General features: G+C 52.0%; 18 protein-coding genes. 3 read left to right on the plus strand and 15 right to left on the minus strand.

The window, feature by feature from the left end:
- Nucleotides 1-65: 65 nt before the first annotated feature.
- From J0A65_RS04280 to J0A65_RS04350, 15 genes are all read right to left on the minus strand, one after another.
- Entirely contained in the window at nt 66-1,529 is a 1,464-nt protein-coding gene (locus tag J0A65_RS04280; protein ID WP_206592880.1) for a M48 family metalloprotease, read from the minus strand.
- Nucleotides 1,513-2,175 carry a hypothetical protein gene (locus tag J0A65_RS04285; RefSeq protein ID WP_206592881.1) on the minus strand — a complete coding sequence of 221 codons (663 nt, stop codon included), beginning with the start codon at nt 2,173-2,175 and terminating at the stop codon, nt 1,513-1,515. The genes J0A65_RS04280 and J0A65_RS04285 overlap by 17 nt, the downstream gene beginning before the upstream one ends.
- Entirely contained in the window at nt 2,172-2,789 is a 618-nt protein-coding gene (locus J0A65_RS04290; RefSeq protein WP_206592882.1) for a hypothetical protein, read from the minus strand. The genes J0A65_RS04285 and J0A65_RS04290 overlap by 4 nt, the downstream gene beginning before the upstream one ends.
- Nucleotides 2,790-2,841: 52 nt before the next feature.
- On the minus strand, nt 2,842-3,849 hold the full coding sequence (locus J0A65_RS04295; protein ID WP_206592883.1) for a vWA domain-containing protein: 1,008 nt from the start codon (nt 3,847-3,849) through the stop codon (nt 2,842-2,844).
- Complete coding sequence (locus J0A65_RS04300; protein WP_206592884.1) at nt 3,846-4,928, minus strand: vWA domain-containing protein; 1,083 nt, start codon at nt 4,926-4,928, stop codon at nt 3,846-3,848. Before J0A65_RS04300 ends, J0A65_RS04295 begins: the two co-directional genes overlap by 4 nt.
- Entirely contained in the window at nt 4,925-6,142 is a 1,218-nt protein-coding gene (locus J0A65_RS04305) for a hypothetical protein (protein WP_206592885.1), read from the minus strand. The genes J0A65_RS04300 and J0A65_RS04305 overlap by 4 nt, the downstream gene beginning before the upstream one ends.
- A gap of 8 nt (nt 6,143-6,150) precedes the next feature.
- Nucleotides 6,151-6,951, minus strand: coding sequence for a MotA/TolQ/ExbB proton channel family protein (locus J0A65_RS04310; RefSeq protein ID WP_206592886.1), 801 nt, complete (start codon nt 6,949-6,951; stop codon nt 6,151-6,153).
- An 8-nt stretch (nt 6,952-6,959) separates the two neighbouring features.
- Nucleotides 6,960-7,121, minus strand: a complete 162-nt coding sequence (locus J0A65_RS04315; protein WP_206592887.1) for a hypothetical protein — start codon at nt 7,119-7,121, stop codon at nt 6,960-6,962.
- The gene (locus J0A65_RS04320) at nt 7,118-9,205 is read right to left on the minus strand and encodes a PEGA domain-containing protein (protein WP_206592888.1); all 2,088 of its coding nucleotides are present in this window, start codon (nt 9,203-9,205) and stop codon (nt 7,118-7,120) included. Before J0A65_RS04320 ends, J0A65_RS04315 begins: the two co-directional genes overlap by 4 nt.
- Nucleotides 9,202-10,689, minus strand: a complete 1,488-nt coding sequence (locus J0A65_RS04325; RefSeq protein WP_206592889.1) for a tetratricopeptide repeat protein — start codon at nt 10,687-10,689, stop codon at nt 9,202-9,204. Before J0A65_RS04325 ends, J0A65_RS04320 begins: the two co-directional genes overlap by 4 nt.
- 22 nt (nt 10,690-10,711) lie before the next feature.
- Nucleotides 10,712-11,890, minus strand: a complete 1,179-nt coding sequence (locus tag J0A65_RS04330) for a hypothetical protein (protein WP_206592890.1) — start codon at nt 11,888-11,890, stop codon at nt 10,712-10,714.
- Between the two features lie 14 nt (nt 11,891-11,904).
- Entirely contained in the window at nt 11,905-13,104 is a 1,200-nt protein-coding gene (locus J0A65_RS04335) for a hypothetical protein (RefSeq protein WP_206592891.1), read from the minus strand.
- 10 nt (nt 13,105-13,114) lie between these two features.
- Complete coding sequence (locus J0A65_RS04340; RefSeq protein WP_206592892.1) at nt 13,115-14,314, minus strand: tetratricopeptide repeat protein; 1,200 nt, start codon at nt 14,312-14,314, stop codon at nt 13,115-13,117.
- Between the two features lie 452 nt (nt 14,315-14,766).
- Nucleotides 14,767-18,042, minus strand: a complete 3,276-nt coding sequence (locus J0A65_RS04345; RefSeq protein ID WP_206592893.1) for a S41 family peptidase — start codon at nt 18,040-18,042, stop codon at nt 14,767-14,769.
- A 119-nt stretch (nt 18,043-18,161) separates the two neighbouring features.
- Nucleotides 18,162-19,022: a DUF72 domain-containing protein gene (locus tag J0A65_RS04350; RefSeq protein ID WP_206592894.1), complete on the minus strand. Its 861-nt coding sequence runs from the start codon at nt 19,020-19,022 to the stop codon at nt 18,162-18,164.
- A 172-nt stretch (nt 19,023-19,194) separates the two neighbouring features.
- Here J0A65_RS04350 and aspS point away from each other — a divergent pair, with 172 nt between their 5' ends.
- From aspS to ruvC, 3 genes are read left to right on the plus strand one after another with little or no spacing between them, the layout of a single operon-like run.
- Nucleotides 19,195-20,955, plus strand: a complete 1,761-nt coding sequence (gene aspS, locus J0A65_RS04355) for an aspartate--tRNA ligase (protein ID WP_206592895.1) — start codon at nt 19,195-19,197, stop codon at nt 20,953-20,955.
- The gene (nudB, locus tag J0A65_RS04360) at nt 20,952-21,401 is read left to right on the plus strand and encodes a dihydroneopterin triphosphate diphosphatase (protein WP_206592896.1); all 450 of its coding nucleotides are present in this window, start codon (nt 20,952-20,954) and stop codon (nt 21,399-21,401) included. The genes aspS and nudB overlap by 4 nt, the downstream gene beginning before the upstream one ends.
- Nucleotides 21,398-21,922 carry a crossover junction endodeoxyribonuclease RuvC gene (gene ruvC / locus J0A65_RS04365; RefSeq protein WP_206592897.1) on the plus strand — a complete coding sequence of 175 codons (525 nt, stop codon included), beginning with the start codon at nt 21,398-21,400 and terminating at the stop codon, nt 21,920-21,922. The genes nudB and ruvC overlap by 4 nt, the downstream gene beginning before the upstream one ends.
- Nucleotides 21,923-21,947: the final 25 nt, after the last annotated feature.

Below are 21,947 nucleotides of genomic sequence, written 5' to 3' on the forward strand. Positions count from 1 at the left end.
AGATGCTACGGATCATCCGTAGCATCCACTTAACACTTGGATAGTCGGACGCTGCCGACCACTGTTTATTTAATAATCTTCAACCACTCCCCCTCCTGCGGCTCACCACTGGGGTAGTAGCCGTTGATCAGGCGCAGTTGTTCCTCGGCATAGCGACCTATTCGCATACGCTTGGCGATGTCGGCAAAGGTGGTGCCGGGGCTCGCCTGCACATAGCTGATGGTTTTGGCTTTGGGCAGTGCCGCGGTGCCACGAGCCGGGGCAAAACTATGGATGCTGTGCATAAATAGCTTGTCGTAATCCGTATCTGGCGCAGGCTTATTTACTTCCCCCTGGAGCATATAGATAAGCGAACCACGGTAGAAAATGGCAACCCGGCTGGGTTGGGGGAGTTTGTCATCCGCCGGGCGGATACCAGTGTGCCCTAACATACCGGCCTGACTAAAGTCTTCAGAACGCATCAAAAGCGGTACATCGTAATATTTACGGAGGTAATTACCCGGTGGCAGCTCTTCCTGACGGCGGGTGACTTCCATATGGATTTGTGCACTTTTATCCGGCGCTTCGGCCACTATAGTGTGCCCGGCATTTGTCACTTGCCATTCATCCGGAAATACCAGAGAAAAACCTAAACGGCTGTGAGTAAAGCGGTTTTCCTCTGACGGGTTATTCTGTTCCGGACGGCGGTAACTTGGGCCATATACCAACCCTTCCATGGTGTTGCGAAATTCCGCAGGGTCCTTAGCCATGACCTGAGTGTGCTTCTCCAGTTCAGCGGCTTTATCTACCACTTCTTTTAAGCGTGTATCGTTGCGTGGGTGGGTGGAAAACAAGCCATGGTAGGTTTGCTGACGACCGGATTTGGCGTTCAGATGACGGGTAAATTTTTCCTGGTCTTTGAGGGTGGAGATCACTTCAATCATGGCGTGAGGGGAATACCCTGCTTTAGACAGATAACGGGCTCCCAGACCATCGGCTTCCAATTCCATTTCCCGCCCGTAGCCCATTACAGCAGCACTACTCCATAAACTGGCTGCATCCCCCAAAGCCCAGCTACCTGTGGTCAGTACCGACATCACGGTCAGTACTTTGGCGCCGGTGCGGGCGGTGTCCTGTCGCACGGCATGACGCGCAGTGACATGACCAAGCTCATGGGCTAGCACGGCCGCTAGCTGAGCTTCACTGTGCATGTAGGCCAGCAGGCCGCGGTTGACATAAATATAACCACCGGGCAGAGCAAAGGCATTAATTTGCGGATTGTCCAGCACCGTAAAGTGATAGGTAAGCTCCGGGCGCTCACCAACTTTGGCCAGTGCCTGGCCGATCCGGTTTACATAGGCGGTGACTTTTTCGTCTTCATAGATAGGCTGAGTTTCCAGGATCTTCTTATGCATCTCCTGACCGATTTCCAGCTCACTGGACTCCGACATAGTAACAAACTCGGCATCACCCGTGGCTGGATTAGTGGCGCAACCGTTAACTAAACAAATGGCCCCCAGGATAAACAACAGACTAATTCTGTACGCCATGGCTCGGCTCTCCTTGTGGTTGGAAAAATTCGCTTAACTGCTTACCCAGTCCTTTGCAGGCCTCGCTTTCAACCTGTGCCAGCAAAGGAATTGGAATTACCACTGCTGGCATATAGGACGTGCCTTTGGCACTGGTATGAATGCGTCCAGCGACAACTTCGCGTTTAAGATCCCAAATTACCGACTCGTAGCCAGCCTCATCATCCCAACTACCAAAGCCCAGACACCCACCTCCCGGCACCAGAGCACAACTGATGGAGCCGACACTAGAGGTGGTCTCTGTATTACCGTCAACCCAAATCAGATAGCGAAGATTTCGCTGTTCCATACGCTGTGCCAGCTTATCGTAGCTACGGAGTTTATTGATGCCCGGTAGGTTGAGCGGTGCGGTACGGGGTTCAAAAAAGGGATAAAATTCATCGAGAAACTCCTGCTCAGGGATAACGTTAAGGCCTTTATTTGCCATGGTTTCCTGTAAGCAGTTAATCAGCGACGGTTCGGTTTCATAGTTGTTGGCATGTCGCCTGCCGAGGATCACAATAGACTCGCCACTGTTTAAGCTGGTGCTACCGCTGCGAAATTCATCAATGGTGACGCTGGAGCAACCGGCCAAGAGTAGCAAGGGAAGTAGATAGAATGGGTTCATGGTTTTTCTCCTCGGATAGCTAGGGTATGTTTATTGAGGTTTTGCTCCATCCATTGACGGATCTCCGGTACCCGGGAGAAATCCATAAGTAACTTGGCACCGGCATCGCGCAGGGCCATTTGAATTGCCAGCTCCAACCCATCAGCATCTGTGGTGGAAAAGGCGGTGGGGGTCTTGCCATAGGAAGTCATAAACCAGTCTGCTACCAGGCGGCCGCTACCTTCGTGTAATTGCAGGTGATACTTAAACCACACTTCGTAAATTTTGCTGCGGGTTTCCCGAGGCACTGTGTATTGAAACTCTTCCACAACGGGGGTAAGGATCAGGTCGGCAGAGCCAGATTGGGCAGGCAGTTCCACCAGGTTTTTGAACATACCGCTCAGTACCCGGCTGAACATTTGCATTTGCGCGTCACCTTGCTCGATATTCCAATCTTCACGTGCTTCGTTGCTTTCTTCGTAACGGTAGTTACGTAACGCCATTGGATAGTAAGCTCCCATGGTCAGGGGCATTGGCTGAACCAAAGGCTGAGGAACCTGACTTTTAACCCTAAAGCTGCTGGAGCAACTGCCAAGCAGCAGACACAGTGCCAGTATTGCGAGCCGTCTTGTCATGTTTTCCTCCTGGGGTGCCTCAGGGCACAAGGTTGCCAGTAGTTACCAGGTCTTAGTAACCGGGACGAAAGTCATTTAAACCAATAAAAGTGCCGCCGTTCTGCAGCGTTAGTTCGCGCATCAGCGCAGCAAAGCGAATGCCGGTCATTTGGTACTGCGGCGGATTAGCAAATTGCACGGGTAGCCCGACCGCATGTATACGCACGCGTTTCTGATTGCCGTCTGCCATTTGATTGATGCGCGACACTGTGTCTACCACCTGTTTGATGGAACGGCCGGTAAACTCGTCACCAAACACATAAATGCTGATTTTCTTGTCCGGGGCATAAAAGGAGCGAATAGCAGCCAATACCCCTTCTACAGGTGACGAGTTACTGAAAGGATGCCAGCCACGCAAGCGCTGGATAATGGCACTGCGACGGGCAGGGGTGTCAGGGATCCATTCGCGTCTGTAGTTGCTGAACATGTAATCGCCCATGTCATTCATGATCTGAATACCTTTAACATTAGGGTAGATATCCAGGGTGGCGATGATCTCATCTATCATGCGTTGCCAGCCGTAATTCACCATGCTGCCGGAGGTATCGATGATGAAAATGATGTATTCACTGTCCACGGGAATACCGCCGATCAGATCGTTTTTACGTTTATAGTTGTCGCCCAGCAGACGGCGCATTTCCTCTGTCAGGCTTTGCCTGGCCAGTTCCAGTTCGCCCTTCTGCCTGGCACTGAGCTGCTGGGCATCCGACAGTCTGGCGTAGCGGCTTTGCATGAGTTCCATTTCGGTGCGTAATCTGGCTATACGGGCTTTTTCCAGAGATAATTGTTCGTGCTTAGCGGTCATCTGGCGATTTAACGTCTGGGTTTCGCCGCGCAGTTCGAATAACTGGCGTTGCAAGTCTTGTATCAAGCCTTGCTGATCCAGTTCGGCCTGCTCAATAACATCCGGCGGCACATTACGCACAATCAGCATCAGAATGATGATGGCGCCAAAGCCACAGGAAATGACATCCAGAAACGAAATACTGAAGATATCGGTGATCTGGCGACGGCTTTTCATGGCCAGTCCTCCGAAGGGCTAAGAAAGGATCCGCCGGTATGTTGGGCGAGTTGCCAGAATGCGGCAGCGGCCATGGGGTCGCCCTCCATGGGGCTGAGCAGAGTATTAACTGGCACACCTTGAGGTAATCCTTGTACGGCCTTTTTAAACAGCTCCAAGCGTTCAATGCCTGAGATGGTATTCTGGCTGTTGGCTTGCAATCCCTGAGTCGGCAGACCATCGGTGATCAGGAATATATTGTCGGGCAGAGGATCCAGGCCGCCGGCAGATAAAAAAGCCCGCTCCAGGCTGGTGCCGCCCGCAGGCAGAGCGGCGCGCATGCCGTCCATGGCCTGTTTCAGGCTGTCACGATCACTGACTTTCAGCCAGTTACCCTGAGTATTCTTAATTGCCGCTCGTGCATCGGTGTTAAACAGGTAAATTTGGTAATGACTGTCTTTGGGAAACTGGGATACCAGCCAGGAGACTCTGTCCTGGGCGCGCAGCCATTTTGGGGACGCGCGCTGAATGTCCTCCTGCATATGACGGCGGCGTATGATATTGACCAACCGCTCGTCCAACATGCTGGTGCTGGCGTCCAGCAAGATCAGAATGCGCTGGCCACCCAGGCGAAGCCCTGTAAGGTATTGGCGGTCGCCGGCGCCAACAAACTTTTGTACGTTTTCGCCTTCACGTTGTTCGGCCAGCAGTTGCTGTTTTTCTTTTTCCAGTGCGGCCAGCTGTTCCTGCAGTTTTTTGATGGCCTCATCCCATTGTTCCGGATCCATGGCCTCCATCATGCTGCGTTGTTGTTTAAGTTCTTGCTCGATTTGTCTGGCCAGGCCCTGCGCTTGGGCCAGTTCATCATCGGCATCCGAAATGATGTTGCGGGCTTTGACCAGATCTTCTTTGCCAATGCGAATTTCCTCTTCGAGCAGCCTTACCTCGGACACATCTTGTTGCTGCAACTGTTCGCGATTTTCATCAATGCCGTGTTTGAGTAACAGAAAAAGCAGCGCCGCAGCGCCAAAGCCGCAGGACATCACATCCAGAAAGGCCAGGCTGAAATTAGAAGTTTGGCGACGGCTTCTTCTGCTCATGGCATAACCCGGATACAACGAATTGGATGGACTGTATTGCCTCGACTCAGGCGCAGCTCTGTACCCGGACTGAGAGTAGTGTCATGGCCTGCCAGTGAGCTTTGCCAGTTGTCACAAGGGCTAAGAACAAAGCCATCTGAACCCTGATGTATGCTAAATGCCATGTCGGTGGCAGAGTGCATTAATTGGTTGTTCAGCCAGCCATAGTGGCCCTCTTGTAGTGCCACAGCATGGTCTTCATAAAGTAAATGCGTTGCCCGTGGCAGGGGCCGACGACTGTACTTTGTGCGGGGAAGGCTATCAATCAGACTTATCCCGCCTGACGTTGCCTGCGGCAAGGTCAGTTCACTGATCGCAGGCACGTCGCTGCTGCTGAGAAGCCTGGCGTTTGGCAGTGATGCCGCCACACCGGGTAAACGGGCCAGGTGATGACTCAACCAAATCTGATGGGGGCTATTGTCCAACAGTTGATACAAGGGCGTAAGGAACTGCCGGATGACGCCCGTCAGCTCTGTGTTATCAAGTGTGAGAGATCTGTCAGCAATGCGAAGCGGTGATGGTGGCTGACTGTTGCAATACTGCCTGACCCATAAATACAAAGCCTGCTCGGTACTGCCTTGATGCATGGGGTCGAAACGCTGTTCCTGAATAAAACGTCTGGCCAGGTGTTTCATCAGATGCTCACATAATGGATCTAAGCCTACACCGCTCAGTAGCTGATGGTTGCCTTGGCTGAGGTTGTCAGATGCCGTGAGTTCGGTTAGCACTGTCTGCTTGCTGTGCAAGGCGATATGCAGGTGGGGGCCTGTTTCGGCACCATTTATCAAACTGGCCAGGGCGGTATTTATCAAGCCTGTCACTTGCCAGGGGGTTTCTCGCATAATACCCAGCAATAGCGAGAGTTGAGCCTGAGTAAGGCTGGCGGGTACTGCGACCAACACGGGGGAAGCGCCGACTTTTTCAGCTAAGGCTAATAGTTGCTGGTGAACCAAGTCTGCCGCATGGCGCACTCCTTCTGCGGACTTTATCGGCTCAAGGCTGAGTTGTTGCCAGTAGCTGCTGGTGCACTGCCCAGGAACTAAGCGCTGCTTGGCTAATGCCTGTTGGTCAAACAATAACTGCTTGTCTTGCTCACAAACCAGGCATAAATGTTCAATGTGTTGCCCTTGCCGATGAAGGCTTAAAGCAATATCGTTGATCGCCAGAATGTCCATCTTGCACCTCAATCCAGTTGCTTCATCCAGCGCAGCAAGTGTTCATCCGCGTAGCGTTTGGTTTGGGTGACGACGCGTTCTTGCTGTAGCTGTAACTGATGGCTGATAAACATGATGAATATGCTGATAAGCAAGGCGATAAAGGTTGAGTTAAATGCCACCCCCAATGCCTGAGTCACCCCGGTAATATCGCCTTCAATGGCTTTATGGGCCTGTCCCAGGGCATCGCCTATTCCCCTTACCGTGCCGATAAAGCCGATAGAGGGGATGGCCCAGGCTATGTAGCGCACCAGCGATAACTCACTGTCCAGTCGGTCAGACTCGGTATCACATTGTTCCTTGATGGCATCGGCGGCGGCGGTGACATCGCCGGTAGCCGCAAAACGTTGCAGGGCACTCAACAAAGTGCGGGGTGTCAGCAGTTGCTGCTGTTGCTCAGGCAGCGCTTGCAGCGGCCTGCACAGATTGACCGCATCGGCAGGCAGGATGGTAGTGCCTTGTTCTATAGCTAGCCAATGGCGCGACAACATACGCTTCTCGCCTTGTAACTGCCAGGCTTTAAAGCCCATGATGGCGCAAGCCCACAGCATCAGAATAAAACAGCTTTCCTGTTCAAAATCTTTTAGCACTACGTACCAGGAACGCTGAACCTGAATGGTCTGTCCCTGGCTTTGTAGTTCGGCTTGTTGTTGGATCAGCGCATCGGCCTTGGGCCTGATTAAAGATACATAGGTACCATGCACCAGGATAATGGCCAGTAGTAAGCTAAAAAGCTGGTAGATAAACTCACGGGGGACACGATTTTCCATAGCGAACCTCATATATCCGTGGGAAAAGAAACCGAGGCATCTTCGGAGATTTCCTCGGAGGGGATGAAGATGCCTTCGCGGTTTAACTCGGGTTGATCAGGGGCAAATGCTTGTCCGGTTTGACAACTCAGTACCAACGCCAGCAGCATTAGTTTCAGCTTTCTGCTCATGGGCTAATCTCCGTGTTTGTGTTCAGGGATTCGGCATAACGGGCCAGGCGGAAACCTACATCGCGGCGTGCGTCGCTACCGTAATCCCGGTAAGACAGTCTGACTTCGGTCAAACGGCCATGAGCCCAACTGGCGCCTCGAATGACATGATGGATACCTTGCTGAGCACCAAGAGGGTCGGTATCGGCCTTGAAATTCAGTCCGGAATGGATCTGATAAACGTCATGTACCCATTCAGAGACATTCCCCATCAGGTCATACAGGCCCTTATTGTCGGCGTGAAAACTGGCCACCGGCGCGCTGACCTTGAAGTTGTCTTCATAACCGGCCAGTACGTCGCCAACTAATGCTGCGCTTTCCATGCCAGCCAGATTGGCAATGCCCGCTGGCGGAGGTAGTTGCTGACCCCAATTAAATTGCTGCATATGGTCCTGCTGATAGCGTGATGCCCAGGCCCATTCAGCTTCACTCGGCAGACGATAGCCATTGGCGGTGGCATTGAAGCCCTGATATTGATTGTCTTCGATAAGGTAAAAAGGCTGTAACCCTTCCTGCGCGGAAAGCCAGTTGCAGAAGCGGGCTGCTTCCAGCCAACTGATGTTGACCACAGGTTGATTGTCACCATCCAGACTGGCTCCTTCAGCATGAGAAGAGCTATGAAAGGAGGCAAACTGCCGGTATTGGCGGTTGGTGACTTCGGTGGTGCCCAGATAAAAGGGGCGGGCCAGCGCGACCTTGTGCAAAGTTTCATTGGCGCGACGTCCTTGTTCACGCCTGGATGCGCCCATTTCAAAGCTCACTTGAGGATGAAAGAGTTTCAGTCTGACATCACCCAACAATGTCAGTTGGCTTGGAAGCGCCTCAAAACGGGCTTGCTCAAGGGTCTTCAGCTTGGCCTGGACCTTGATGGTTTGACCGGCCCTGGGAGTCAGTGTCTGGATAAAGTCGGCATGGCCTGCCAGACTCACTCGTAGTTTTTGTGGATGGGCGGCTAACTCCAGCGTTTGGTTGGCGCGACCAAGCAGAATGTCGTTGATATACAGCAGCGCATCCTGATGCGAAGTACTGACCGACACCTTGCCGAGCAGGGGAGCTAAATTCAGCGCCAATGACTGGCTGCTACCCGCGTTCGCCTGAATCTCGCGCCTGGTGGGTTGATACCCTTCTCGCAGCAGTAATAACTCATGATTTGTTCCTGCACTTAGTGACAGTTCAAGGGGGGTTTTTCCTTGATATAAGCCGTCCAGGCTGACACTTGCCCCAGTAGGTGTCGATGTGAGCTGCAAGGTGGCCGATGCTGGCAATAATCTAGCCTGGCTAATAGCAAGGCTTTCACCCGCACTGATATCAATACGCTGCTGCCAGCTCTGATAGCCTGGGTGAGAGAGTTGCAGTTTATGACTACCAGCCAGCAGCTCAATATCCAAAGGGGTTTGACCATAAGGTTGTTCGTCGACACTCAAGGTGGCACCACTGGGGTAGCTGTCCAGTGCCAGGGTTCCCCAGTTTGGCAACAGTTCCAGGTCAAACTGTTGCAGCTGATCATAGCCCTGAACTTCAACAACCTTTGACTGACTTTGATAACGTGGTGCCTCAAAACGCAGGCTTTGTTCTCCAAGCGGCACATTAAGCAAGGTTTCATCGGTGCTGCCCAGTAATTGGTTATTAAGATAAACCTGTGCACTGACATTGCTGGAGATCTGGAGTCGGCCCGGCAGAGGCTGCAGCTCAACATTTAGGCGAAAGTGATCTTCGCTGGCGGTATCGAGCTGGCGCTCATAAGGGTTGTATCCCGACTGGCTGATATACAGCTTATACTGGCCTGGCATTAACAATCTGCGCCCAGCAATTTGCATCTGATAGGGGCCTTCCAGCCGAATCTGGCTGGAAGATGGACTGACTTGTATATCCAGGCTGGTGGCACTGAGCAAAAAGCCAGCGACACCCAGCAAGACACAAAGCAATATGGCTACCAGCCACAGCCAGGGGCGCCAGATACGACGTCGAGGCTGCGATTGCCGGCTGCCAGGCTCAAAAACTGCCGGGGTGATCAGGGTGGCATTTTTTATCTGCAGATTGCTCATATGCTGCCTATTTTTTCAGTACAACGAATACTAATTGTGGTAGCGGCTTCGCCGGCTTGAAGAACAAACTCATGCATCACATCCCGATATCCGGCACGAGTGCCTTGCAAGATGTATTTGCCTGGGTAGAGCTGGATTTGCTTGCTGTCGAAAACCCCAAGTCCGCCAACCTTGAACAGCTGTACTTGAGTTTGTTTGTCGGATAAAAGCTGAACGGTAACTGACTGTCTGGCCTGGATGAGCAAGTGCTGCAGATCATCTATCTGGTCGCTGAGGCGGGGGCCGGGTTGCTTGATGCGGCTGGCCTGATCCAGTAATTCGGCCGCATTGGCATAATGACGTTCATCGCGCAGGGCCAAAGGGGCAGCCAGTCTGGCGCTAAGCAGCTCATCCAGCTCGGCTCTGGCCTGAGCGCGAAGCAGGGCGACCCTTACCTGCACCAGTCCAGATTGCAATGCATCAGCTTGTTTGTAACGCTCTATGGCCTCTGGCCATTGCTCGCTAGCCTCGAGTGTCTGGCCATCTTGCATCAGCTGAGCAATGCGCTGCGCCAGTTGCTTGCTTTTCGCTTGGCGCATGGCGTCCAGACTGTCCTGGTCTTTGGGCTTAAGATGAAGCGCCTGGGTGAAAGCATCGATGGCCTGCTGTGTGTCGTTGTTGGCTAAGGCCGACAGTCCGCTTGACATATAACGGCGATGCAAGCGATCCAATTTGTTCTGCTGTAAGCGCGCCAGGGTTTGGCTGGCACCCAGATGCATTGAATTAAGGCCATGGGCCTGGTTAGCAAACTCAATGGCGTCGTCCAGCTTGCCATCTTCTTCAGCATATTGGCTGGCGGTGAGCAGTTTGAGTAGCGCAGGTAAATTTTGAGCGCGCTGTAAACCGGATACGGCAGCCTCTTGTTCTGGCGCCATGGCATAGGCCAGTTCAAACGCGTGGATGGCAGCGTCGACATCGTCATTAGCCAGGGCAGCTTGGCCATCATTTAAGGCGGCTTCCAGCACTTGCTGTCCTTGACTTTGCAGGCTCTGCAAAGCCTCCAGACTTGTCTGGTATTGTGCCAGCGCCTGGGTGAACTGGCGTTGCTGATAGTAACTATCGCCGTCTGCGGCAAATTGCAGGGCTTGCTGAAAGCTCTCCTCGGCCCAGCGCTGCACCGCTATGTTTTCGAGCTCTTGCTGCACGGTTAGCAGTTGCTGAAGGACATCCTGTGCTTCACGCCTGGCTTTCGCTAATTGCGCATCTTGAAACGGACTATCTTCAAGTTTACTGGTGACTGGCTCCGGCGCGGGGAGGGCTGTATTGTTGGCCTTGGGCAGCCATTCCGGCAGATAGAAAATGGCAACAATCAGCAACAGACTGAATAGCACCAGTGGTAGCAGAATAGATGGCCTGCCACCGGGATTAATGGGAGAGCCGACTCTTTCTACCGAGAAACTTGGCGGTGACGTCGGTTTGTCGTTGTCTGGTTTTTCATCCTGCATAACTACCTCTTCTTTGTGAGGGCTAGGGTTCGGATTGTCCACGTTCTAACTGATAGATTTCCCTGAGCAGCGCTTTCCACTGCTGGTATTGGTCATCCACTGTGCCTGACAGTGTGACGGTACGATCTTCCAGTTCGATGCTCTGCGGCGCGATACTGGCTTCCAGTGACTCTCCCAATTCGAGTAATGCGTCAACGTGGATCTGTGCCTGATCCGCTTTATCCATACCGCTTTTCAACATGTAGCCACCGCCTGCTACGCCAACGTAAGAGGCCGCGCGCGCCACAGCGTCTGGGCTTCCAGCACCTAATACGCCGCCGAGAATGGCTGCCGCACCGAGCATAATGCGTTTACGTGATTCTTCCTGGAGTTCCCGCATCGCAATGACTTCCTGATAACTCTGGCCACGCCAGGCCCGATAGGCCACAGTCATTTCACGGGCGTACTGAGAGTAATATTCCTGCAAGGTATCTATGTACATTTGGTCACGCTCACGAATGGCCTGCAGGCGCTGCATCATGTTGTCTCCGGATGCAGGAAGCCTGTTGATACTGACGTAGCCATTACTGTCCCGCTTTACGTAGTCACCAAATACCTGAGGAGAAAACTCACTGGCGAAGCGCAAGGCGGCCAATTCATGCAGATAGGCAACCTGCTGCTCGTTTAATTGCTGACGGTATTGCAGCAGGTCGTTGGCGATGCGGTTGTATAGGTCAAGGAAGGGTTCTTCGGTTTGCTTATATTTGGGGTCATAGGCGTAGCGACTGGCCTGGCTTTCATATTCTTTTTCCAGCCAGGTTCGGCCACTGGCGTCGAAGGCATGGATCCACAGACGTAACTTCTCGCCATCTGAAGAGAGTATTTTTCCTGTTACATTCAAATCCAGGGGCACAGAGTTTTGAGGAACGATGCGAACCGGCCCCCACGCGGCACTTTTTTGCATGGCCTGCATTAACTGAAAAGGAAAATATTGGCTTTCTGCTTTACGTATTTCCGCAAAGTAGAGGGTATTTTCGTCATCTTCCTCGGGCATTTCACCCGGGTCAAAGCGCACTATGGCAACATCCAGCAGTTGGTTTTCATTCAATAAGGTTTGCTGGGTGACTACCGGTGTCGTGTTAGTCGATTTCACTTGGTAGGTTGCACAGCCACCCGTCAGTAATGCGACTAAAGCTAACGACAACAGAACTAAATGTTTCATTCGCGTTCCCCCATTTATCCTGATTGCTCGTTGGTGACTTTTTTAAGTGGCAAGCCTTTGTATTTTCGATATTCATTCCAAAGTTGCTCGCGTAGGGCAGGGTCACGTTCTTTGATAGCAGCTTCGCGGATTTGTCTGGCGACCACGTCATCCTCGTTGGCATTGGGAATATCTGCCGGTACGCCGCCAATACCTGGTAAGGGGGTACCTCCTTCTGGCAAGGGCGAGCCAGCTGATGCAGGGACGCCATTGGATGAAGAGTCATTTCCTTGGCTACCTGCTTCATTGGCTTGTTCACCGCCAAAACCTTGATCTTCGGCTGACTCAACACCTTCTTCCTCGCTTTCGCTTGCTTCGGACATGGGGGCTCCTTGTTTGGCTGCGCGGTCCCGAATGTAACTATTTTCACGCAATATCATCTGGTCATATTGTCCCATGGCTCCCTCCAGGCGGGCATCGGCTCTGGCGATAAGCTGCTCGTCTGTTGCAGTACTTTGATGGGAGCTTGGCACTTGACTCGCGGAAGTGGTTTGTGAAGCTGAAGACGAAGAAGACGAAGAAGACGAAGAAGACGAAGAAGACGAAGAAGACGAAGAAGACGAAGAAGACGAAGAAGACGAAGAAGAAGCTGCACTTACTTCCTCTGAAAAGTCGATATCATCTGACTCGCTTTGTCCTTCTCCTTGTATATCATCATTGGCTTCCTGACTGGTTTCTTCGCTACCATTTGCATTGCCGCCTAAGTCTTGTTCGCTCTGACCTGCGCCGATTTCAGGTTGTTGCATCCCTTCATTGCTCTTTCCCTCGCTTTGCTGCCCCATGGTTCCTGAGCTGCCACTTGGGTCGTTGTTCGCGCCGGATTGCTGCCCGTCCTGCTGGCCCTGATTGCCCTGCTGGGAAGCTTCTGCGCCAGCCGAGCTTTGGCTGCGCTGCGCTTGGCCATCATTTGATGAGGATTGTCCCTGGGACTGGCTGGCTCGACCGCCACTGGAAGGCATTGATGGTGGAGACTGATTTTGACCTTGCCCCTGTTGTTGGCTTTGCTTTTGTCCCTGGCCAGATGAGCTACTGGGCTGGCTTGGCGGACTGGGTTTAGATGGCTGAGGTGTTGGCGGCGTAGGTTGTGATGTTGACTCACAACCAGTGAGTGCCAAACACAATGCAGCACCGATTAGCGAAATTCTGTATCGTCTGACGGGGTGTAGAATCGACATATTGCTGCTCCTAAGGGTTGCTGAGTTTCAGCCGAACCCCCAATGTTTCTATTGGTTCCTCTTCTTCAAAGCGTGGGCGAAAACTGGCGGTACGCAAGAATTTCAATGCTCTGGAACGCATCGCAGTGGCATCCAAAGGGATAGAATCAAGCAATTGAATATTGTTGGCCTTGCCGTGGGCATTGACGTCAAAACTGGCTAGGACAAAGCGATCGGGTTCCCGGTATTGGCCATCTTCGCCGAGGAATATTTTTGAATCAGGCAGTAATGTCGGGCGCTCAAAAAGTTGAAAGGCATTGTTTTCCTGTCCCTTCCGAGCTAGTTCCCTGGCTTCGCGGTAGGTGTCGAAAGCATCGGTGGTTTTACCGAACATCAAATACCAGTCTGCCAGTCCCACCCTGGCCAGTACCTTATTCTGCATGGCCGCTGATTCGGTTTGGGCATCATAAATTTCCACCATCTTTTCTAAGGCCAGCTTGCCTTCTCGGTAGTTTTCCGTGCGATAGTCAACGGCGGGCAAGCCCATGTAAAAACTACCCTGACGCGTCATATCCAGGCTGTCGAAGTTGAACTCTAACTGAGCTGGTCCAAGCTGAGATTTAAAGAAGTTGGCCATGACTAATCCCTTCAGGCTTTGCACCATACGTGGATCTTTGTCGCCGTAATTGGCCAGAATGATGTCGTGAGTTTGCTGGTAAAGGGCTTCGGATTGGAGCAGTCTGACATAGGTCTCGTTGAGAAATTCATGATGGTGCACAAACAGCAGCCAACTGGCATAGTTGAACAGGTATGGCAGCAGGTGTGGATCGTCAGGTTGGTAGTTACGGTTCACCAACCAATATACTCGCTGATGTAGATCATCCAGTTCCTTCCAGCGATTCTGCGCCATCATGCTGATATGCATTTTCTCTATGATTGGTACTTGGGCCAAGGCATAAATACCCTGACCGATTTTGGTGATTTGCAATGCGCGGGAAAAACTATCAATGGCCAATTGATGTTGATTTTGCTGTTGGTAGGCAACCCCAAGCTGCGAGAGTAGTTGCCCTAACTGTGGGCTGTAGGTTCCTTCATCCTGCTGAACGCGATCAATTTCCTGCAAATAGGGCTGGATGGGTCGCATATCCAGCTCATTAGCCAAGGTGGGGCCGGGCAACAGTAACAATACCAATACGGACGGACTAATCACGCAACGGGCAGCAATACTCATGATACAACCCCAAGGAACGAGTTATTTACCTGAAACCTGATGCCTGAGCACAGAGCTCAAACCTCAAACCTTTAACCAGATAGTGATAGTGTGTTTCCCGGTGTCCTGTGTGCAGCTGCTTGCCGGATATCGTTGTTTTGTTCTGGATCCTCTTGTCAAAAATGTCGAAAACGAAAATGTTGTCTGAGCATTTTTGCGCTTAAATGTGGTCTGAACCGCATTGCTAAAGGCATGACAGCGGTGACATCCTTGCTTATTAATCATACGCTTAGGTCGACAGAAGCAGACCTTAAAGCGAGTATAGTTAAGATGTAATTAAAAGGTTAAAAAAAGTTGATTATTTTTTGTTCGGTCTGGCTGAGGCGTCATTAATAAGGCCTGAGACGGCGGTTTGTAAGGCAGGTTGAATGAAAAAAGGCAAAAAGAAGCCGGTCAGTGACCGGCTTAGTTCGTTACTGCAGCACATCCTCTGCGGGGGTGTTAACATCCGGCAGTGGCTTGCCTTTTAGGTCAGGAATCGGCTGGGCCTTGAGCTGTTTTTCCAGGTAGTCGATGGCATAGCGAAGCTGGGCATCCTGCCCCTTGAATGTGGCATGGGGTAGATTATCGACTTCTATGCTTGGTGCAACGCCGTAGCCTTCCACAATCCAGCGTCCGTCCATGGCATATTGGGCAAATTCGGCCACCCGTGCCATGCCGTTATCGGCCAGACGATTGCGACCGGTCAGCCAAACGCCCGCACCGGCTGTGCGCTTACCCACAACAGGTGCCAGGTTCAGGGTTTTAACGGCGGCGGTAAAGGTTTCGCCGTCCGAATAGGTATACTGGTCAGCCAGCACCACCAAATGCCCTCTAAATGCAGACTGCATATTGGTTGACGCTTCTCCTTGGGTGTTTTCCCAGAATGCCCAGGCCTTACGCATCAGCTTCTCAATCAGCCAACTGTCAATATTGCCGCCACGGTTACGCCGAACATCAATAACCAAGCCCTTCTTGTTGTAATTGGCGTAGAACTCGCGGGCAAATTCGGCAATATCATTACCGCCCATGGCATTAATATGCAGATAGCCAAAATCGGGGTTTGCTTGCTCCACTTTATGGCGATTCTGGCTCACCCAGTCCAGATAGCGCAGTTGGTTGGCATCTCTGTTGCTAACCGGTGTTACCACGGTTTGGTGAGATTTTCCGCCGCGCTTAAGTTCTAGTAAAACCTGCTTGTTGTGCTGATTTCTAAGGGCACTGACCAGTTCACTGATTTGCTTAACAGGCTGTCCATTGACGGCCAGGATAATATCGCCCGGTTTGGCATCAACCCCGGGTTTCGCCAGCGGTGCAGCGCGTTCTGGCCGCTCAGGGTCATGCTGGAAGATATGTGAGATTTCCAGTCCTTTGCTTGTTTGTGTGAACCTGGCCCCCAGTGAGGCGGCACGAGGACGCTCGCTGGCGTTGGGGACGTCTCCGCCGTATACCTGTGAATGCAGGGTATTAAGTTCACCCATCATTTGTGCAAATACGTCGTTAAGTTCGTAGCGATCGGTGACCCGTTTCAGCAAAGGCTGGTATTTATCTTTCACTGCAGCCCAATCAAGACCGCGCATACGCTTATCAAACAGCGAGTCACGGTGCATCAGCCAGGCATCATGGAATATCTGTTGCCATTCCTCACTGGGATTCAGCAGCATTTGCCAGTCTTGGCTATTGAGTTTGCTTTGGCTGGTATCGCTCGGAAATTTCTGTTTGGCATCCACGATAAAGATATTGGCATTGTCTGCACCTTCTTGCCGCACCAGCATTTTCTTGCCGTCAGTGGACAGGGCAAACTCTGCTACACCCTCTTTAAAGGTTTCCAGCTTAGCTTGCGGGTTGATCTCAATGGATTTTATCACCGGCTTGCTGCCGGGTTCGCTGATTTGGTCAAGGACATACAAGTAGTCTTTATTTGCTTGCAGCCCCTTATAGTTACCGGCGGGAACGCTGACCTGCCAAAGCCGCTCGCTAATGCCCTGCCAGTCCAGTTGTGACGCTTTCTTGTCCTCTTTACTGTCTTTGTCCTTTTTACCTTCATCGATGTTTTTTTCCAAGCCGGCTAACAGCTCATCATTGGCCTGGAAAGGGAAACGTGCCTTAGCATCGAGCGCATAAGCAAATATCTGGCTACGCCGGTCGAAGGCTGGGCCCATATTGCGATCGCCCCAGGGCGAGTTTGGTGTAGCAACAAAATGGCGGTTAGACAGGAAATACAGCCAATTACCATCTTGGCTGAAGGCTGGTGCATACGACTCGTATTTTTCTGAGGTGAGTATTTGCGAACGCTGATTTTTGATATCAAACAGGGTGATTTGTCCACGCTCCTTACCCAAGCCGGTACCGGCAATGGCCAGCAGACTGCTGTCCTGCGACCAACTAAGGCTGGCAATCGGGGAAAGGCCAGCATAGCCACTGAGTATTTTTCGATTTTTACCGCTGGCTAAGTCCAGCAGCCAGACATTGCCTTTTTTGTCATCGTGGACCAACGAATTGCCATCTGGAGACAAGCTTAGATTCCAGCGATAGGTGTTGCCATCTTGGGTTAGTTGCTTGGCGTCGCTTGAGCCGTCGGCGGCGTAGCGCCAGATTTCCATTTCGCCGCTGGCATCATTAAAGGCGTATACCCACTTTCCGTCGTGACTAAGCAGGGCATTGCGGCTGCGTGAGTTTTTCGGCGTGGCGATCTCAACCAGACGGGACTTATCAATGCCGGATATGGCAATACGCCCTCTGGCAGTCAGTACGGCTTTTTCTTGTTCGCCGGCTAGGCTGGTGGAGGTCAGGTAACGCAGGGGCTTGTTTTCCCAGTGTTCACGCAGATTGGGAAAATCCGAGGTGAGATCCAATGGTAGTTTTTGTGTTGTGCCAGTGGCGAGATTCAGCAGTTGCAAGTCGGCACCCAACTGGAACACCAGGTTATCACCGCTGAGGCTGGCATGACGTACGGCTAAATTGGTGAACTTAGTTACTTGTTCGATAGCGGAACCATCCAGGTTCATGCGCCAGATATTATCGTTACCGCTGCTATCAGAAATAAAATACAGTTTGTTGTTGTGCAGCATAGGACGGCGCACAGAGCCTTCATGACTGGCGGTCAGAGCCCTGGCTTCCTGGTTTTTGCCCGGCGCAAAATGCCAAAGTTCGCCGGTCGCTCCACCGCGGTATTGGCGGCTGTTGTCGGTCGACACTTGCAGACCAAACTGGCTGAAATACAAATGCTTGCCTGTGTCATCCAATACACCTTCTACGGCGTCGGCCACTTCCAGCTCGGTGACCTTAAGAGTATCAGGGTTCACTTTTAGCAGGTTCCAGCTAAATGACATGCCGGTGCGGCCGGTTGTGCTGTAAAGTACCTCGCCTGCGGCTGTCCAGCCATGCACTTTTACCTGCGCTTGTTCAAACGTGAGGCGTTTGGCCAGTCCGCCTTCAATAGGCAGCATATACACCTCGTTGGCCCCATCATAATTCGCCACAAAGGCCACATATTTACCATCTTTGGACAATGCCGCCATGGTTTCTTCGGCAGGGTGGGTGGTCAGGCGTCTGGCCTGAGGCTGATTGAGTCCGGCCACCCATAGGTCGCCTTCGGCGGTGAATACTAAGGTATCGCCAGCCAGGGCCGGAAAACGGTAATAACCCTCGGCAGCATTGGCCAGGGTGCTGACGCCAAACATCAGGCTTACTAAGAGTCTTTTCTTCATATTGCTTCCCATGAAGGCATTTGTCGTATGCCATTTATTTTTGTAACTGCTGGCCAAGCCTATGGCAGACAAGGTGGCTTGTGAACACTGGCCTGTATGAAAACTGTAACAAGACTTGGCTAAAACAGACTACTCTGGCTAGCTTGACGTGGTAAGTTGACTGTGAAAGGTGAGTTCTTGTTAGGCCAATCCTGAAAAAACTGTTCGGCCAGCCAAGGGGCATCACTGTTATCTGCCAGGTGGAAAAACACAAAAGGAGTTCTGCCTTCATCCAGCCATTGCTGCAGTTTACTGTGCCAGCTTTGATAGAACCGACGGTTGGCAAGGATATCTGGATGGCCGACAAAACGCACTACGGGGTGCGCTCCGGTGGCAATCACATTGACCGGCACCCGTGGCTTTTTCATTTTCACCTCACCCAGCAGCCCTTTATTACCCTTGGCGCTGAATAGCCCACGGGTATCCATAATGACGCGATTGACTCCGTTATCTAGCAGTAATCTGTTGAATTGGCGCTCTTCGTCACCTTTGGCAAAAAACGCCGGGTGGCGCACTTCCACCGCGTAAACAAAGTCGTCCGGCAGTCGTTGTAAAAAGTGCTGTAAACGTGGCAGGTAGCGGGGACCAAAATGCGCGGGTAGTTGCAACATCAAACAGCCAATTTGTGTCGCCATAGGCCGAAACCGGGCCAGAAAATCTAAAGTTTGCTGCTCTACATCCTGCAGTAATTGATGGTGACTAATGCTCTGATGAAACTTAAAGCAAAATTTAAAGCGCTCGGGCACACTTTGCTGCCAGCGCCGCAGATTGGCTTCATCGGGAATCTGATAAAAACTGGTATTACCTTCAACAGAATTAAACAACCGGCTGTAATGGTAGAGGCTTTGTGCCGATGGCGTGGCGGCGGGGAAAATGCTGCCAGACCAAGCATCCATATGCCACATGGGGCATCCGGCAAATAGCAATGAAGAAGATGGCATGGCATTCCAGACTGACGACAACGGCCAGGCAGTTTAACAAAGTATCAGGTGATGACAGAAGCCTGCGTGACACCTCGCATATTCGTTTGGTTTGGGTATACTATGCGGCCTTTGGTTTCGGCTTTTTTGATTGGCCAGTTCAGGGCCGTTTTTGTAGGACAAGGTTTTATTCATGCGCACAGATTATTGCGGCAATATCAATGCATCCTTTATTGGTCAGGAAGTGACTCTGACGGGTTGGGTAAATCGTCGACGTGACTTAGGTGGCGTTATTTTCCTCGATTTGCGTGATCGTCAGGGCATAGTGCAAGTGGTGTACGATCCTGATTTGGCCGAGGTTTTTGAACAAGCCAATAAAGTGCGTAACGAATTTTGTGTACAGATCAGAGGCCTGGTGCGTGCCCGTCCGGAAGGTCAAATCAATAAAGACATGAGCACTGGGGAAATTGAGATCTTGGGCAAAGCGCTGACAGTGCTAAACAAAGCCGCCCCCTTGCCACTGGATTTTAATCAGGAAAACTCTGAAGAGCAGCGTTTAAAATACCGTTATCTGGACCTGCGTCGCCCTGTGATGACTCAGCGTCTGATGTTCCGTGCCAAAGTAACAGGTGCGGTGCGTCGTTATCTGGAAGACGAGGGTTTCCTGGATATTGAAACCCCGATCCTGACCAAAGCGACGCCGGAAGGTGCTCGCGATTACCTGGTACCCAGTCGCACCCATAAAGGTGAGTTTTTTGCCCTGCCACAATCACCACAGCTGTTTAAACAGCTGCTGATGATGTCGGGTATGGATCGCTACTACCAGATTGTTAAGTGCTTCCGTGACGAAGACTTGCGCGCCGATCGCCAGCCTGAGTTTACCCAGATTGATATCGAGACTTCTTTCCTCGATGCCGATGGCGTGATGGCCATTACCGAACGAATGATTCGCGGCCTGTTCAAAGACCTGCTGAATGTAGATCTCGGTGACTTCCCGCGTATGACCTATGCCGACGCCATGCAGCGCTACGGTAGTGATAAGCCGGATTTGCGTAACCCACTGGAGCTGGTAGATGTGGCAGACCTGGTTAAGGATGTCGAGTTTAAGGTATTCAGTGGTCCGGCTAATGATGCCAAAGGCCGTGTGAGTGTTATCCGTGTTCCCGGTGGAGCTAGTTTGTCTCGCAAGCAGTTGGATGACTACGGTAATTTTGTCGGTATCTACGGTGCTAAAGGCCTGGCCTGGTTAAAAGTGAACGACAAAGCCGCCGGTTTGGAAGGTTTGCAGTCTCCCATTCTTAGATTCCTCGGTGAAGAGGTGGCGAATGCCTTGTTGGCGCGCACAGGTGCTGAAACAGGCGATATCCTGCTGTTTGGCGCTGATTCTGCCCGTGTGGTCACCGAAGCCCTGGGCGCTCTGCGTCTTAAGCTGGGTGAAGACTTGAACCTGCTACAAGGTGAGTGGCGCCCGTTGTGGGTGGTGGACTTCCCAATGTTCGAGGAAGTAGATGGCAATTTATACGCCCTGCATCATCCGTTTACCGCGCCGCGTGATATGACTCCAGAGCAGTTGGCGGCCGACCCGCAAAATGCCATCTCCAATGCCTACGATATGGTGCTAAACGGTGTAGAACTGGGCGGTGGCTCAGTGCGTATTCACGACCAGGCCATGCAAGCCGAAGTGTTCCGTATTTTGGGTATCAGCGATGAAGAAGCTGAGCTGAAATTCGGCTTCCTGCTGGAAGCGCTGCGCTACGGTGCGCCGCCACATGCTGGCTTGGCCTTTGGTTTAGACCGTATGGTGATGCTGATGGTGGGCGCAAGCTCTATTCGTGACGTGATGGCCTTCCCCAAAACCACCACCGCGGCTTGTCCGTTAACTGACGCGCCGTCCCCAGCCAATCCTGATGCACTGAAAGAACTGGCTATCCAGACTGTTAAAACCAGCCAATGAGTTTTAAACAGCCGCGCTCGGTGCTGGTGGTGATATACGACCAGCATCACCGGGTGCTGGTGATGCAGCGTTTGGATGATGCCAATTTCTGGCAATCAGTCACCGGCTCTATGGAGCCGGATGAGCAGCCTTTCCAGACCGCTTTGCGCGAAGTGCTGGAAGAAACGGGTATTGATGTTGCGGGCCTTGGTTATCAACTGGTGGATTGTGCTATTACCAACGAATATGAAATCCGTCCAGCCTGGCGTCACAGATACGCACCAGGCGTGACCACTAACACTGAATACGTGTTTAGTCTGAAGGTGAAACCCAACCAAGCCATTGAACTTAGCGAGCACAGTGATTTTCTGTGGCTACCCTGGCAGGATGCAGTGGATAAGGTGTGGTCGCAAACCAATCGTAAGGCAATTCAACAACTGGCCTGCACTTGGGAGCAAGACCAGTGAGTATCATTTTGGGTATCGACCCAGGTTCAAGGATCACCGGCTATGGCGTAATACGCCAGGTAGGCGGCAAATTTGAGTATTTAGGCAGTGGCTGTATTCGTTTGCCAGAGGGCGCGTTACCCGAGCGCCTGCAGCTTATTTACAATGGCATCACCGAGCTAATCACTCAGTATCAACCCACCCAGATGGCGGTTGAGCAGGTGTTTCTGGCGCGAAACCCGGACTCTGCACTCAAGCTTGGCCAAGCCCGGGGCGCGGCAATTGTGGCGGCGACCAACCAGGGATTGTTGGTCTCTGAATACTCGGCGCGGCAAATCAAACAAGCGGTGGTCGGCAAAGGCAGTGCTGTCAAAGAGCAGGTTCAGCATATGGTCACCTACTTGCTCAAATTACCCGGTAAACCTCAGGCAGATGCGGCGGATGCCTTGGCGGTGGCGTTATGCCACGGTCATACCAGCCAAAGCTTGATAAAGCTGGCCGGGCAGGCGAGTAAAACGGTAAGGGGCCGATTGCGCCGCTAAGCCAGGTTGAGTGGCGCAAGATATA

The sequence above is a fragment of the Bowmanella yangjiangensis genome (assembly GCF_017255015.1).
GTDB lineage: Bacteria > Pseudomonadota > Gammaproteobacteria > Enterobacterales > Alteromonadaceae > Bowmanella > Bowmanella yangjiangensis.

Bases quoted from the DNA above. Each gene is read 5' to 3' on its own strand.
- J0A65_RS04345 (WP_206592893.1), bottom strand. From the start codon at position 18,042: ATGAAGAAAAGACTCTTAGTAAGCCTGATGTTTGGCGTCAGCACCCTG.
- J0A65_RS04315 (WP_206592887.1), bottom strand. From the start codon at position 7,121: ATGAGCAGAAAGCTGAAACTAATGCTGCTGGCGTTGGTACTGAGTTGT.
- J0A65_RS04305 (WP_206592885.1), bottom strand. From the start codon at position 6,142: ATGGACATTCTGGCGATCAACGATATTGCTTTAAGCCTTCATCGGCAA.
- J0A65_RS04300 (WP_206592884.1), bottom strand. From the start codon at position 4,928: ATGAGCAGAAGAAGCCGTCGCCAAACTTCTAATTTCAGCCTGGCCTTT.
- J0A65_RS04285 (WP_206592881.1), bottom strand. From the start codon at position 2,175: ATGAACCCATTCTATCTACTTCCCTTGCTACTCTTGGCCGGTTGCTCC.
- J0A65_RS04290 (WP_206592882.1), bottom strand. From the start codon at position 2,789: ATGACAAGACGGCTCGCAATACTGGCACTGTGTCTGCTGCTTGGCAGT.
- J0A65_RS04340 (WP_206592892.1), bottom strand. From the start codon at position 14,314: ATGAGTATTGCTGCCCGTTGCGTGATTAGTCCGTCCGTATTGGTATTG.
- aspS (WP_206592895.1), top strand. From the start codon at position 19,195: ATGCGCACAGATTATTGCGGCAATATCAATGCATCCTTTATTGGTCAG.
- J0A65_RS04310 (WP_206592886.1), bottom strand. From the start codon at position 6,951: ATGGAAAATCGTGTCCCCCGTGAGTTTATCTACCAGCTTTTTAGCTTA.
- J0A65_RS04295 (WP_206592883.1), bottom strand. From the start codon at position 3,849: ATGAAAAGCCGTCGCCAGATCACCGATATCTTCAGTATTTCGTTTCTG.
- J0A65_RS04335 (WP_206592891.1), bottom strand. From the start codon at position 13,104: ATGTCGATTCTACACCCCGTCAGACGATACAGAATTTCGCTAATCGGT.
- J0A65_RS04325 (WP_206592889.1), bottom strand. From the start codon at position 10,689: ATGCAGGATGAAAAACCAGACAACGACAAACCGACGTCACCGCCAAGT.
- nudB (WP_206592896.1), top strand. From the start codon at position 20,952: ATGAGTTTTAAACAGCCGCGCTCGGTGCTGGTGGTGATATACGACCAG.
- J0A65_RS04280 (WP_206592880.1), bottom strand. From the start codon at position 1,529: ATGGCGTACAGAATTAGTCTGTTGTTTATCCTGGGGGCCATTTGTTTA.
- J0A65_RS04330 (WP_206592890.1), bottom strand. From the start codon at position 11,890: ATGAAACATTTAGTTCTGTTGTCGTTAGCTTTAGTCGCATTACTGACG.
- J0A65_RS04350 (WP_206592894.1), bottom strand. From the start codon at position 19,022: ATGCCATCTTCTTCATTGCTATTTGCCGGATGCCCCATGTGGCATATG.
- J0A65_RS04320 (WP_206592888.1), bottom strand. From the start codon at position 9,205: ATGAGCAATCTGCAGATAAAAAATGCCACCCTGATCACCCCGGCAGTT.